This is a genomic window from Pseudomonas sp. B1-22, from assembly GCF_050474425.1.
In the GTDB taxonomy this organism is placed as follows: domain Bacteria; phylum Pseudomonadota; class Gammaproteobacteria; order Pseudomonadales; family Pseudomonadaceae; genus Pseudomonas.
Genome location: NZ_JBCHVH010000003.1, coordinates 390,215 through 403,441, shown reverse-complemented (window position 1 = coordinate 403,441; position 13,227 = coordinate 390,215). Strand labels below are relative to the sequence as shown.

General features: G+C 66.5%; 9 protein-coding genes. 8 read left to right on the top strand and 1 reads right to left on the bottom strand.

Features of this window, described 5'->3' with window-relative positions; all coding sequences use genetic code 11:
- Positions 1 to 43 precede the first annotated feature (43 nt).
- Positions 44 to 691, top strand: coding sequence for a peptide-methionine (S)-S-oxide reductase MsrA (gene msrA / locus ACQ5BL_RS13805; RefSeq protein ID WP_243804283.1), 648 nt, complete (start codon positions 44 to 46; stop codon positions 689 to 691).
- Between the two features lie 168 nt (positions 692 to 859).
- On the opposite strand, the gene ACQ5BL_RS13800 is transcribed toward msrA, so the two are convergent.
- A complete protein-coding gene (locus ACQ5BL_RS13800) occupies positions 860 to 1,696 on the bottom strand; it encodes a 23S rRNA (adenine(2030)-N(6))-methyltransferase RlmJ (protein ID WP_243804281.1) in 837 nt (278 codons plus the stop codon).
- A gap of 132 nt (positions 1,697 to 1,828) precedes the next feature.
- Here ACQ5BL_RS13800 and ACQ5BL_RS13795 point away from each other — a divergent pair, with 132 nt between their 5' ends.
- The 7 genes from ACQ5BL_RS13795 to trxC all read left to right on the top strand — a co-directional run bounded on the left by ACQ5BL_RS13795 (position 1,829) and on the right by trxC (position 13,138).
- Entirely contained in the window at positions 1,829 to 3,631 is a 1,803-nt protein-coding gene (locus ACQ5BL_RS13795) for an acyl-CoA dehydrogenase (RefSeq protein ID WP_243804279.1), read from the top strand.
- 161 nt (positions 3,632 to 3,792) lie between these two features.
- Positions 3,793 to 4,449, top strand: a complete 657-nt coding sequence (locus tag ACQ5BL_RS13790; RefSeq protein WP_243804277.1) for a hypothetical protein — start codon at positions 3,793 to 3,795, stop codon at positions 4,447 to 4,449.
- A 100-nt stretch (positions 4,450 to 4,549) separates the two neighbouring features.
- Positions 4,550 to 6,292, top strand: coding sequence for a potassium/proton antiporter (locus ACQ5BL_RS13785; protein ID WP_243804275.1), 1,743 nt, complete (start codon positions 4,550 to 4,552; stop codon positions 6,290 to 6,292).
- An 83-nt stretch (positions 6,293 to 6,375) separates the two neighbouring features.
- A complete protein-coding gene (mscK, locus tag ACQ5BL_RS13780; protein WP_243804273.1) occupies positions 6,376 to 9,732 on the top strand; it encodes a mechanosensitive channel MscK in 3,357 nt (1,118 codons plus the stop codon).
- A gap of 58 nt (positions 9,733 to 9,790) precedes the next feature.
- Positions 9,791 to 11,251, top strand: a complete 1,461-nt coding sequence (gene selO, locus ACQ5BL_RS13775) for a protein adenylyltransferase SelO (protein WP_243804271.1) — start codon at positions 9,791 to 9,793, stop codon at positions 11,249 to 11,251.
- 123 nt (positions 11,252 to 11,374) lie between these two features.
- A complete protein-coding gene (locus tag ACQ5BL_RS13770) occupies positions 11,375 to 12,652 on the top strand; it encodes a bifunctional O-acetylhomoserine aminocarboxypropyltransferase/cysteine synthase (protein ID WP_243804269.1) in 1,278 nt (425 codons plus the stop codon).
- Between the two features lie 51 nt (positions 12,653 to 12,703).
- Positions 12,704 to 13,138 carry a thioredoxin TrxC gene (gene trxC / locus ACQ5BL_RS13765; RefSeq protein WP_243804267.1) on the top strand — a complete coding sequence of 145 codons (435 nt, stop codon included), beginning with the start codon at positions 12,704 to 12,706 and terminating at the stop codon, positions 13,136 to 13,138.
- Positions 13,139 to 13,227: the final 89 nt, after the last annotated feature.

Below are 13,227 nucleotides of genomic sequence, written 5' to 3'. Positions count from 1 at the left end.
TACCCGAGTCTATTGCCGCCCCTATTCAGAGGAGACGAATGCCATGACCCTGCGCTCGCAAATACTTGCCCACAAGCTGGAACTGCCCAGCTCCGCCCAAGCCCTGCCGGGCCGGGAAAGCCCGATGCCAGTGCCGGAAACGCATTACGTCAACGGCCGCCCGCTGAGCGCGCCCTTCCCCGCCGGCCTGCAGCAGATCGTCGTCGGCCTCGGCTGCTTCTGGGGCGCCGAGCGGCGCTTCTGGCAACAGCCGGGCGTGTGGGTGACCGCGGTGGGTTACGCCGGCGGCCTGACCCCGAATCCGACCTACGACGAAGTCTGCTCCGGCCTGACCGGCCACACCGAAGTGGTGCTGGTGGTCTTCGACCCGCGCGAAACCAGCATCGAGGCACTGCTCAAGGTGTTCTGGGAATCCCACGACCCGACCCAGGGCATGCGCCAGGGCAACGATACCGGCACCCAGTACCGTTCGGCGGTCTACTGGTTCGACCAGGCGCAGAAAGCTGCCATCGAAGCCAGCCGCGCTGCGTTCCAGAAGGAACTGAGCGCCAAGGGCTACGGCGAGATCACCACGGAAATCCGCGAGGTGCCGCCGTTCTACTATGCCGAGGCCTACCACCAGCAGTACCTGGCGAAGAACCCCAACGGCTACTGCGGCCTGGGCGGCACCGGCGTTTGCCTGCCGGCGTGAGCCTGCTCTTGCAGGAGCGCCCCATGGGCGCGATCGCGGGCATGGCCCGCTCCTACAGGGAGCACTGTGCTACCCGGTGACGTAGGAGCGGACTCCGTCCGCGATCGGCCCGCCCACGCACCAGCACACCGCACCACGAAAAAGCCCCGGCACTTGCCGGGGCTTTTTTCATTCCGCGATCAGCCAGTCCAGCTGCCAGCCGCCTTCGCTCTGCGCCAGCGTGTCCGCCAACCACGGCAGCAGGCCGCGCAGCTCTTCATCCAGCGGCCACGGCGGGTTGGCGATGACCAGGCCGGAGCCGTTCAGGCGCTCGGCGGTATCCGCCGGATGCACGCACAGTTCGGCACGCAGCAGCTTGGGCGCCGAGCACTTCTCCAGGCGCTGGTAGAAGCGCTTGAGCTGGCGACGGTCCTTGATCGGGTACCAGATGGCGACCACGGTCTGGCGCATGCGACCGATGGCCTCGTCCAGCGCGGCCACGCAGCGCTCCAGGTCGTCCGGCTGCTCGAAGGGCGGGTCGATCAGCAGCACGCCGCGCTTCTCCGACACCGGCAGGAAGGCGCGCGGCAGCAGCCAGCCGTCGCCCTGATGCACGGCGATGCGGCGTTCGCCGCCCATGTTGGCCTTGAGCAGGCGGCCATCCTCGGGATGCAGCTCGTTGAGCAGCACCCGGTCCTGCGACCGGGTCAGGCGGCGCGCCAACTCCGGCGAACCGGGATAGAACTCCAGCTCGCCGTCGGGATTGAGCGCCCGCACCACCTCCAGGTAGTCCTGCACCAGCTCCGGCAGGTCCTCGCGTTCCCACAGGCGACCGATACCCGACTCCCATTCGCCGGTACGGCTGGCTTCGTCACCCAGCAGGTCGTACAGGCCAACGCCCGAGTGGCTATCGAGGTAGGCGAAGGGCGTGTCCTTGCGCGCCATCAGCGCGAAGATGCGCGCCAGGGCGATGTGTTTGAACACGTCGGCATGGTTGCCGGCGTGGTAGGCGTGGCGGTAGTTCATGGATGGCAGACTCCTCAAGGCGCGCAGTGTAGCCGTAGTCGAGGTGTTTTAGCCCTTTATCACGCTCATGGATGATTCTGTGAGGACTTCATTCACCAGACTAGACTGCGGCGATTCCCACGGAGATCGACCATGTCCGAGACCCTGCTCAGCTCCCGCAACCTCGCTTTCGAACTCTACGAAGTGCTCGACGCCGAGGCACTGACCCAGCGCGAACGCTTCGCCGACCACAACCGCGAGACCTTCGACGCCGCCCTGGGCACCGCCCGTGGTATCGCCGAGGAGCTGTTCGCCCCGCACAACCGCAAGAACGACGAGAACGAACCGCAGTACGTCGACGGCGGCGCGGTACTGATCCCGGAGGTGAAGCCGGCGGTGGACGCCTTCAACGAGGCCGGTTTCCAGAATGCCTCGCGCAGCTTCGAACAGGGCGGCATGCAGCTGCCGCACCTGCTCTCGCGGGCCTGCTTCGCGCACTTCCAGTCGGCCAACATCGCCACCTCGTCCTACCCGATGCTGAGCATGGGCGCCAGCCACCTGATCGAGACCTTCGGCAGCGAGGAGCAGAAGCGCCTGTTCCTGCAGCCTATGATCGAGGGCCGCTACTTCGGCACCATGGCGCTGACCGAGCCCCATGCCGGCTCCTCCCTGGCGGACATCCGCACCCGCGCGGAACCGGCCGCCGACGGCAGCTACCATATCCGCGGCAACAAGATCTTCATCTCCGGCGGCGATCACCCTCTGTCGGACAACATTGTGCACATGGTGCTGGCCAAGCTGCCGGACGCGCCCGCCGGGGTGAAAGGCATCAGCCTGTTCATCGTGCCGAAATTCCTGGTCAACGCCGACGGCTCCCTCGGCGCACGCAACGACGTGACCCTGGCCGGCCTGTTCCACAAGATGGGCTGGCGCGGCACCACCTCCACCGCCCTGAACTTCGGTGACAAGGGCGAATGCGTCGGCTACCTGGTCGGCAAGCCGCACCACGGCCTGGCCTACATGTTCCAGATGATGAACGAGGCACGCATCGGCGTCGGCATGGGCGCGATCATGCTCGGCTACGCCGGCTACCTGTATTCCCTGGAATACGCCCGCGAACGTCCGCAGGGCCGCCCGGTGGATGCCAAGGACCCGACCTCCGCGCCGGTGTCGATCATCGAGCACACCGACGTGCGCCGCATGCTGCTGACCCAGAAGGCCTACGTCGAAGGCGCCTTCGACCTCGGCCTGTACGCCGCGCGCCTGGTGGACGACTGCGAAACGCTGGCCACCGAAGAAGAACGCAGGCAGGCCCACGAGCTGCTCGACCTGCTCACCCCGATCGTCAAGTCCTGGCCCTCGGAGTTCTGCCTGAAGGCCAACGAACTGGCGATCCAGATCCTCGGCGGCCACGGCTACACCCGCGAATACCCGGTGGAGCAGTACTACCGCGACAATCGCCTGAACCCGATTCACGAAGGCACCCATGGCATCCAGTCGCTGGACCTGCTGGGGCGCAAGCTGGCGCAGAACAACGGCGCCGGCCTCAAGCAACTGACCCGCCTGATCAACCAGTGCTGCGCGCGCGCCCAGGCGCACCCGACGCTGGACAGGCTGCGCGAGCCGCTGGAGCAGCTGATGGCGCGCCTGTCGGCAACCACCTTGAGCCTGCTCGGCGACCTGATGCAGGGCCGTGTGGCGCAAGGGCTGGCGAACTCCGCGCTGTACCTCAAGGTATTCGGCCACGCCGTGATCGGCTGGCGCTGGCTGGAGCAGGCGATTCGAGCCGAGGAAGGCCTGGCGCGCGGCAATCCTTCGGACACCGACTTCTACCGCGGCAAGCTCCAGGCCGCGCGCTACTTCCTGACCTGGGAAGTGCCGTCCTGCCACCACGAACTGGGCCTGCTCGAAGCCCGCGACGACACCTGTTCCACCATGCAGGACGCCTGGTTCTAGTCCTGCATGTCCCTCCAGCCCCGGCCACGTCCGGGGCTTTTTTATGCCGCTCACTCATCAATTACGGAAAAAACTGACAAGTACCATCAAATCAACCGGCAGAAAAACCGGGGTTCCATGACGTTGAATAGCGCCCGCGCACCGTCACGTCAGTCATGCCCATGGCCACCTACCTTCCGACGCTCCCCCGCCTGTCCCACAACCTGCCCGTTCTGCTGCCCCTGCTCGCCATCGCAGTCGGGCTGACCTGCATGGTTTTCCTGCTGACCCCGAACTCGGTGGACGCACTCCCCGGCGATAGCCCATTGCGCCCCCCGGCACAGACGCTGAACGCCGCGCCCATCTACAACGAGCCCAGCGCCGAAGCCTTCGAACACGCCGACGTCTACCTGAAGACCATCGACAAGGCGATGACCGACGGACTGGCCGTGCTGCGTGGCGGCGATGGTCAATCCATCGCCTCGCAGAGCCGCTACTTCAATGCGCTGGTCAATGCCGGCTACGCCCAGTTCGGCTCGTCCTACTACGAGCCGCTGGGCAGCTGCGGCGTCGCCGGCAGTTCGGCGCGGAGCCTCTGGCACACGCAGGTCCGCGCTGTCAGTGGCAGCCGTCAGGCCAACCTGTCCGGCGAAGTGCACAAGGCCCTCGTCACACTGCAACACGACCGGGAAGCCTGCCTCTCGGCGGTCCGTCTCGTTCCCGACGAACCGCTGAGCTGGGCGCCCGCCGCACTCGCCACCCTCAACCCGGTTCCCGCCTGGAGCGACGCCGCGTCCTGGCCGGAAATCGTCGTCGAACGAACCTCAACTAACCTTTGACAGCCTTGCAAATCCGCAGGTTAGAATCGCCTGGCATGCGGCCTGCATCCTGATCCCCAGTAGCGTCGCCACTCCCCACTACCCTGGAGGTCGATACACTGTGGATGCCGTGGCCATCAACAGCTATTTCCTGATCGCTGCTGTCCTGATCGGCATGAGCATCCTGGTCAGCTCGCTGTCTTCGCGACTGGGCATCCCGATCCTGGTGATCTTCCTCGCCGTGGGAATGGTCGCGGGTACCGACGGCCCCGGCGGCATCGGCTTCTCCAACTATCCCATTGCCTACCTGGTGGGCAACCTGGCACTCGCGGTCATCCTCCTCGATGGCGGCTTGCGCACCCGGGTAGCGAGCTTCCGCGTAGCGCTCTGGCCCGCGCTGTCCCTGGCCACCGCCGGGGTTCTGATCACCGCCGGGCTGACCGGCATCGCCGCCGCCTGGCTGTTCAAGCTGAGCTGGATGGAGGGCCTGCTGATCGGCGCCATCGTCGGTTCCACCGACGCCGCGGCGGTGTTCTCACTGCTCGGCGGCAAGGGCCTTAACGAGCGGGTCACCGCCACCCTGGAAATCGAGTCGGGCAGCAACGACCCGATGGCAGTGTTCCTCACCGTCACCCTGATCGACATGCTTGCCCACGGCGAAAGCGGGATGAGCTGGAGCTTCCTCTGGCACTTCCTGCGCGAGTTCGGCATCGGCTCGCTGCTCGGCCTGGGCGGCGGCTGGCTGCTGCTGCAGGTGATCAACCGCATCCACCTGGCCAGCGGCCTCTACCCACTGCTGGTGATCAGCGGCGGGCTGCTGATCTTCGCCGTGTCCAACGCGGTGCACGGCAGCGGCATCCTTGCCATCTATCTGTGCGGCCTGATGCTGGGCAACCAGCCGATCCGCTCCCGCCACGGCATCCTGCACATGCTCGACGGCATGGCCTGGCTGGCGCAGATCGGCATGTTCCTGGTCCTCGGCCTGCTGGTCACGCCCCACGATCTCTGGCCCATCGCCCTGCCGGCGCTGGGGCTGGCGCTATGGATGATCCTCTTCGCCCGCCCGCTGTCGGTGCTGGTCGGCCTGATTCCGTTCCGCGCCTTCCATACCCGCGAAAAGGCCTTCATCGCCTGGGTCGGCCTGCGCGGCGCGGTACCGATCATCCTCGCGGTGTTCCCGCTGATGGCCGGACTGCCCAACGCCCAGCTGTTCTTCAACGTGGCCTTCTTCATCGTGCTGGTTTCCCTGCTGGTGCAGGGCACCAGCCTGCCCTGGGCGGCCAAGCTGCTGCGGGTCATCGTGCCGCCGGACCCGGCGCCGATCTCCCGCGCCGGCCTGGAAGTGCACCCCACCAGCGAATGGGAGCTGTTCGTCTACCACCTGAGCAAGGAAAAGTGGTGCATCGGCGCCGCCCTGCGCGAGCTGAAGATGCCCGAAGGCACCCGTATCGCCGCCCTGTTCCGCGGCACCCAGCTGCTGCACCCGTCGGGCAGTACCATTCTCGAAGCCGATGACATTCTTTGCGTGATCGGTCACGAGCACGACCTCTCCGCCTTGGGCAAGCTGTTCAGCCAGGCGCCGGACCGTGGCCTGAGTGCGCGCTTCTTCGGCGACTTCGTCCTCGAAGGCGACGGCCAGCTCTCCGCCGTGGCCTCGCTGTACGGCCTGAAGCTGGACGGCGTGGACGGCGAGCAGACCCTGGGCCGCTTCATCGCCCACGAAATTGGCGGCCAGGCGATCATCGGCGACCAGGTGGAATGGAACGGCCTGACCTGGACCGTGGCCGCCCTGGATGGGAACAAGATCCGCAAGGTGGGGGTCAAATTCCCCGAAGGTCGCCCCGGCCCCGGCCTGTTCCTCTGACCGCCCACCGGCGCTCGCTTGCGGGCGCCGGCCTGCCAGCACTAACCTCACTCCACTTTCCGCACGAGCCGCTGATCGCGACCATGTCATTCCTGCTGCGTACCCTGCTTACCGTCGTCCTTCTGGGCGGCACGCTCACCGGCCTGCCCGCGCTGGCCGCCGACATCACTCCGCCCAGCGCCGACCAGGTGCAGCAAAGCCTCGACGGTTTGGCCGACCGCAAGCTGCCGGAGGCCGACGCCAAGCTGCTCAAGGCGAGCCTCGAGAACACCCTCAAGCTGCTGGCGAGCAAGGCTGACAGCGAGAAGCAGCTGGCCGATCTCAAGGGCCAGCTGGCCGACGCGCCCAAGATGATCAGCGAGAACCAGAAGGCCCTGAATCGCCTCAAGGGCAGCAGCGACAAGCCTGCCTCGCAGCGCTACGCCGGCTACAACGCCGTCCAGCTGGAAATGCTGCTCAACGAGCAATCCACCCAGCTGGCCGCCTGGCAGAAGGAGATGGCCGAAGCCAAGAGCGATGCGCTCACCGCGCAAACCCGCCCCGAGCGCGCCCAGGCCGACCTGAGCCGGAACCAGACACGCCTGCTGGAGATCGCCAGCCTGCTCAAGGTCGGCAAGGAAAGCGGCAAGCCGCTGGGTGACGAGCATCGCGACGAGCTGGTAGCCGAACAGGCTGCGCTCACCGCGCAGAACCAGTTGCTGCGCCAGCAACTGGCCGGCAACAACCTGCTGCTCGACCTCGCCTCCAGCCAGCGCGACCTGCTGGCCGAACGTATCGGCCGCGAGGAGCACGAAACCCTCGAACTGCAGACGATGATCAGCGAGAAGCGCCGCGAGCAGTCGGAGAAGACCGTCGCCGCGCTGTCCAAGGACGCCGACCAGGCCGCCGGCACCGACAGCCTGCTGAGCCAGGAGAGCGCCGCCAACCTCAAGCTCTCCGACTACCTGCTGCGCACCACCGATCGTCTCAACACCCTGACCCGGCGCGACCTCGAAGCCAAGCAGCAGCTCGACAACCTGACCCAGGGCGAGCAGGCGCTGGACGAGCAGATCAACGTGCTGCGCGGCAGCCTGCTGCTGGCGAAGATCCTCTACCAGCAGAAGCAATCGCTGCCGGTGATCAAGACCGACCGCGACCTGGCCGACGAGATTGCCGACCTGCGCCTGTACCAGTTCGAGCTGAACCAGAAGCGCGACGAGCTGAACAGCTCCGAGGTCTACATCGACAACCTGCTGGCCCAGCAACCGCAGGAAAGCATCACCCCGCAGCTGCGCCATGACCTGAGTGAACTGGTCAACACCCGCCTGGAATTGATGGAGCGGCTCAACCACGAGCTGAACGCGCTGCTCAACGAAGCAATCACCCTGCAGCTGAACCAGAAGCAGCTCAAGGAAACCGCCGACAAGCTGCGCGCCACCCTCGACGAGCAGATGTTCTGGATTCCCAGCAACCGCCCGCTGGACCTGTCATGGTTCAAGATGACCCCGACCCTGCTGCATCACCAGCTGGCCGAAGTGCCCTGGGGCTCGGGCGTGAAAGAGCTCGGCGCGGGCCTGATCGACCGCCCCTTCCTGTTCCTCCCGCTGCTCCTGCTGGTCGCGGCGCTCCTGTGGAAGCGCCGGTTCCTCTACGACAAGCTGGAGTCGCTGAACGACGACATCGGCCACTTCAAGCGCGACGGCCAGGCGCACACCCCGTTGGCCCTGCTGCTCGCCGTCCTGCTCGCGCTGCCCGGCACCCTGGCGCTGGCGATCGCCGGCCTGGCCCTGCTGCTCGACGCCCGCGGCCAGAACGCCACCCTGGGCAGCGCGCTGCTGGAAATGGCGCAGGTCTGGCTGGTGTTCTACACCGCGCACCGCATCCTGCGTCCGGGCGGCATCGCCGAGCGGCACTTCCACTGGAGCCAGCCGCAGGTGCAGTTCCTCGGCAAGCTGATGCGCCGACTGGGTCTGGTGGTGATGTCGCTGGTCGCGGTGGTCACCGTCGCCGAACACCAGCCGGCCAGCCTGGCCGACGACGTGATCGGCATCGCCATCGTCCTGTTCGGCTACGCGGCGATGACCTGGATACTGGGCCAGCTGCTGTTCGGCAGCCCCTCCAGCGAACGTCCGTCGCTGATCAAGATGATCGTTGGCCTGGGCTTCACCGTGCTGCCCGTGGCGCTGTTCCTGGCGGTGGGCTTCGGTTACTACTACACCGCGCTCAAGCTCACCGACCGGCTGATCGACACCCTGTTCCTGCTGATGTTCTGGATGGTGGTGGAAGCCACTTTCGTCCGCGGCATGAGCGTGGCGGCGCGACGCCTGGCCTACCAGCGCGCGCTGACCAAGCGCCAGTCGCCGGCCAAGGAAGGCATCGAGGGCGGCGAAGTGGTGGAAGAGCCGACCCTGGGCATCGAGCAGATCAACGAGCAGTCGATGCGACTGATCCGCCTGGGCCTGTTGATCGGCTTCGTGGTCACCCTGTACTGGGTCTGGGCCGACCTGATCAGCGTGGTCTCCTACCTCGACAACGTGACCCTCTACCAGTACACCACCGGCACCGGCGATGCGGCATCCACCACGCCGATCAGCCTGGGCGACTTCCTCATGGCGCTGGTCATCGCCGCCGTGACCGTGGCCCTGGCGCGCAACCTGCCCGGCCTGCTGGAAGTGCTGGTGCTGCAGCGCCTGACCCTGGCCCAGGGCAGCGCCTACGCCATCACCACCCTGCTCTCCTACGCCATCAGCGGCGTCGGCTTCGTCAGCGCGCTGTCCACCCTGGGCGTGAGCTGGGACAAGCTGCAATGGCTGGTGGCCGCGCTGTCGGTGGGGCTGGGCTTCGGCCTGCAGGCGATCTTCTCCAACTTCGTCTCCGGCCTGATCATCCTTTTCGAACGTCCGGTACGGATCGGCGACGTGGTGACCATCGGCAGCCTGTCCGGCACCGTCAGCCGGATTCGCATCCGTGCCACCACCATCACCGACTTCGACCGCAAGGAAATCATCGTCCCCAACCAGACCTTCATTACCGGCCAACTGGTGAACTGGTCGTTGAGCGACACCGTCACGCGGGTCACCATCAAGATCGGCCTGGCCTACGAGAGCGACCTGCCGCTGGCGCGCAAGATCATGCTCGACGCGGCCCACGCCAACAGCCGCATCCTGCGCGACCCGGAGCCGGTGCTGTACTTCACCACCATCAGCGCCAGCACCTTCGACTACGAGCTGCGCTTCCACGTGCGCGAGCTGGGCGATCGCAACCCGGCGGTGGACGAAACCCTCACCCGCATCGCCCTGGCCTTCCGCGAGAACGGCATCGACATGGCCTTCAACCAGGTCGACGTGTTCGTGAAGAACCTGCAGGGCCAGGAAGCCCAGTTGGTCATCGGCCAGCAGCCCTCTACCGCGCCGGTTCCGGTCAAGGCGGTGCAGGACAAGCCCGACGCCAGCAAGGCCTGAGGGTGGACGCCTCCGGATAAATCCGAGCACAATGCTCGGACTTATCCGGAGTTTGCGTGTGAAAAAGCTCAACGAACTGACCTTCGATAACCGCTTCGCCCGCCTGGGCGACGTCTTCTCCACCGAAGTCCTGCCCGATCCCATCGCCGACCCGCGCCTGGTCATCGCCAGCCCGCAGGCCATGGCGCTGCTCGACCTCGACCCGAGCGAAGCGGACACCCCGGTATTCGCCGAAATCTTCGCCGGCCACAAACTGTGGGAAGCGGCCGAGCCGAGGGCGATGGTCTACTCCGGGCACCAGTTCGGCGCCTACAACCCGCGCCTGGGTGACGGCCGCGGCCTGCTGCTGGGCGAAGTGGTGAACGACGCCGGCGAGCACTGGGACCTGCACCTCAAGGGCGCCGGGCAGACGCCCTACTCGCGCATGGGCGACGGTCGCGCGGTGCTGCGCTCATCGATCCGCGAATTCCTCGCCAGCGAATACCTCAACGCCCTCGGCATCCCCACCAGCCGCGCCCTGTGCGTCACCGGCTCCAGCACCACGGTGTGGCGCGAGACCAAGGAAACCGGCGCCATGCTGCTGCGCCTGGCGCCCAGCCACGTGCGCTTCGGCCACTTCGAGTACTTCTACTACACCAAGCAGGAAGAACAGCTGAAAACCCTCGGCGAGTTCGTCCTGCGCGAATACTTCCCGCAGTGCCTGGAATCGGAAAAGCCCTACCTCGCCCTGTTCCGCGAGGTGGTCGAGCGCAACGCCGAGATGATCGCGCTGTGGCAGGCCTACGGCTTCTGCCATGGCGTGATGAACACCGACAACATGTCGATCCTCGGCATCACCTTCGACTACGGCCCCTACGCCTTCCTCGACGACTTCGACGCCAACCACATCTGCAACCACTCCGACGACACCGGCCGCTACTCCTTCAGCAACCAGGTGCCCATCGCCCACTGGAACCTCGCCGCGCTCGGCCAGGCGCTGACGCCCTTCGTCGAAGTCGACGACCTGCGCGCCACCCTGGACCTGTTCCTGCCGCTCTACCAGGCGCACTACCTCGACCTGATGCGCCGCCGCCTGGGCCTGACCACGGCGGAAGATGGCGACCTGGAACTGGTGCAAACCCTGCTGCAGGCCATGCAGAAAGGCGCGGTGGACTACTCGCTGTTCTTCCGCCGCCTCGGCGAACAGGCAGCGGAGCAGGCGCTGTCGGTGGTACGCGAGGACTTCGTCGACCTGGCCGCGTTCGATGCCTGGGCCGCCGATTACCGCACCCGTACCGAACGCGAAGGCGGCAGCCAGGACGACCGGCGCGCGCGCATGCACGCGGTCAACCCGCTCTACGTGCTGCGCAACTACCTCGCCCAGGAAGCCATCACCGCTGCCGAACAGGGTGACTACAGCGTGGTGCGTCGTCTGCACGACGTGCTCAGCCGGCCCTTCGAGGAACAGCCCGGCGCCGAAGCCTTCACCCGCCGCCCGCCGGACTGGGGCAAACACCTGGAGATCAGCTGCTCCTCGTGAACCGGTTATAAGCTCAGCGAAAAGCGATCTAGTGGCGCCCCGGCGGTATTGCTCCCGGTCATTGACCGGGGCCGGGCGCCGCTCGCATCCTCGGGCCTTTCTGCCCACAAGGATGCTCGAACGATGAAACTGGAAACCCTGGCCATTCACGCCGGCTACAGCCCCGACCCGACCACCAAGGCCGTGGCCGTGCCGATCTACCAGACCAGCTCCTACGCCTTCGACGACACCCAGCACGGCGCCGACCTGTTCGACCTGAAGGTCGCCGGCAACATCTACACGCGCATCATGAACCCCACCAATGCGGTGCTGGAGGAGCGCGTGGCGGCGCTGGAAGGCGGGGTTGGCGCACTGGCGGTGGCCTCGGGCATGGCCGCCATCACCTACGCCATCCAGACCGTGGCCGAAGCCGGCGACAACATCGTCTCGGTGGCCAAGCTCTACGGCGGCACCTACAACCTGCTCGCCCACACCCTGCCGCGCTTCGGCATCCAGACCCGCTTCGCTCCCCACGACGACATCGCCGCCCTCGAAGCGCTGATCGACGAACGCACCAAGGCCGTGTTCTGCGAATCCATCGGCAACCCGGCGGGCAACATCGTCGATCTGAAGGCCCTGGCCGATGCCGCGCACCGCCATGGCGTACCGCTGATCGTCGACAACACCGTCGCCACGCCGATCCTCTGCCGGCCCTTCGAGCACGGAGCGGACATCGTCGTGCACTCGCTGACCAAGTACATCGGCGGCCACGGCACCAGCATCGGCGGCATCGTCGTCGACTCCGGCAAATTCCCCTGGAGCGAGAACAAGGCGCGCTTCCCGCTGCTCAACACCCCGGACCCGTCCTACCACGGCGTCACCTACACCGAAGCCTTCGGCCCCGCCGCCTTCATCGGCCGCTGCCGCGTGGTGCCGCTGCGCAACACCGGCGCCGCGCTGTCGCCGTTCAACGCCTTCCTGATCCTGCAGGGCCTGGAAACCCTCGCCCTGCGCATGGAACGCCATTGCGACAACGCCCTGAGGGTCGCGCGCTACCTGCAGGAACACCCGCAGGTTAGCTGGGTGAAATACGCAGGCCTCGCCGACCACCCCGAGCACGCCCTGGCCCAGCGCTACATGGGCGGCCAGCCGGCGGCGATCCTCTCCTTCGGCATCAAGGGCGGCCAGGAAGCCGGCGCGCGCTTCATCGACGCGCTGAAACTGGTGGTGCGTCTGGTCAATATCGGCGACGCCAAGTCCCTGGCCTGCCACCCGGCCTCCACCACCCACCGCCAGCTCAACGACGAGGAACTGGAGAAGGCCGGCGTACCGCGCGACATGGTGCGCCTGTCCATCGGCATCGAGCACATCGACGACATCCTCGCCGACCTCGCCCAGGCGCTACGCTCCGCCGAGGGTTGAAACCCGGACCGCGAGGCTCCACCTTGGCGTCATAGCCCCTGGAGCCTCGCCATGTCCGATTCCCTGATCATCCCCTGCCCGCACTGCAACGGCCTCAACCGCGTACCCGCCGAGCGCCTGGGCGATGCGCCGCGCTGCGGCCGCTGCCAGTCGCCGGTCATCGTCGACCGTCCCTTCGAGCTGAACGAAGCCAGCTTCGCCGCCCAGGCCAAGGGCGACTTGCCGCTGCTGGTGGACGTCTGGGCCGCCTGGTGCGGCCCCTGCAAGGCCTTCGCACCGACCTTCGAACAGGCTGCCGCGCGACTGTCGGGCAAGGTGCGCCTGGCCAAGCTGGACAGCGATGCCAACCCGAACCTCTCCACCCGCTTAGGGATTCGTTCGATTCCCAGCCTGATCCTGTTCCGAAACGGCCAGGAAGTCGCGCGCCAGAGCGGTGCCATGCCGCTGCCGCAGCTGCTGGATTGGCTGTCCCACAACGGCGTCTGACGCTTCTACCCACTGAGCGATCCGGTCAATCCGTGCGGTCATTGCCAGGCCGCGCGGCGCAGCTAGTCTTGGGCAGACGACAAACAGGC

Bases quoted from the DNA above. Each gene is read 5' to 3' on its own strand.
- mscK (WP_243804273.1), top strand. From the start codon at position 6,376: ATGTCATTCCTGCTGCGTACCCTGCTTACCGTCGTCCTTCTGGGCGGC.
- msrA (WP_243804283.1), top strand. From the start codon at position 44: ATGACCCTGCGCTCGCAAATACTTGCCCACAAGCTGGAACTGCCCAGC.
- ACQ5BL_RS13770 (WP_243804269.1), top strand. From the start codon at position 11,375: ATGAAACTGGAAACCCTGGCCATTCACGCCGGCTACAGCCCCGACCCG.
- ACQ5BL_RS13795 (WP_243804279.1), top strand. From the start codon at position 1,829: ATGTCCGAGACCCTGCTCAGCTCCCGCAACCTCGCTTTCGAACTCTAC.
- ACQ5BL_RS13790 (WP_243804277.1), top strand. From the start codon at position 3,793: ATGGCCACCTACCTTCCGACGCTCCCCCGCCTGTCCCACAACCTGCCC.
- ACQ5BL_RS13800 (WP_243804281.1), bottom strand. From the start codon at position 1,696: ATGAACTACCGCCACGCCTACCACGCCGGCAACCATGCCGACGTGTTC.
- trxC (WP_243804267.1), top strand. From the start codon at position 12,704: ATGTCCGATTCCCTGATCATCCCCTGCCCGCACTGCAACGGCCTCAAC.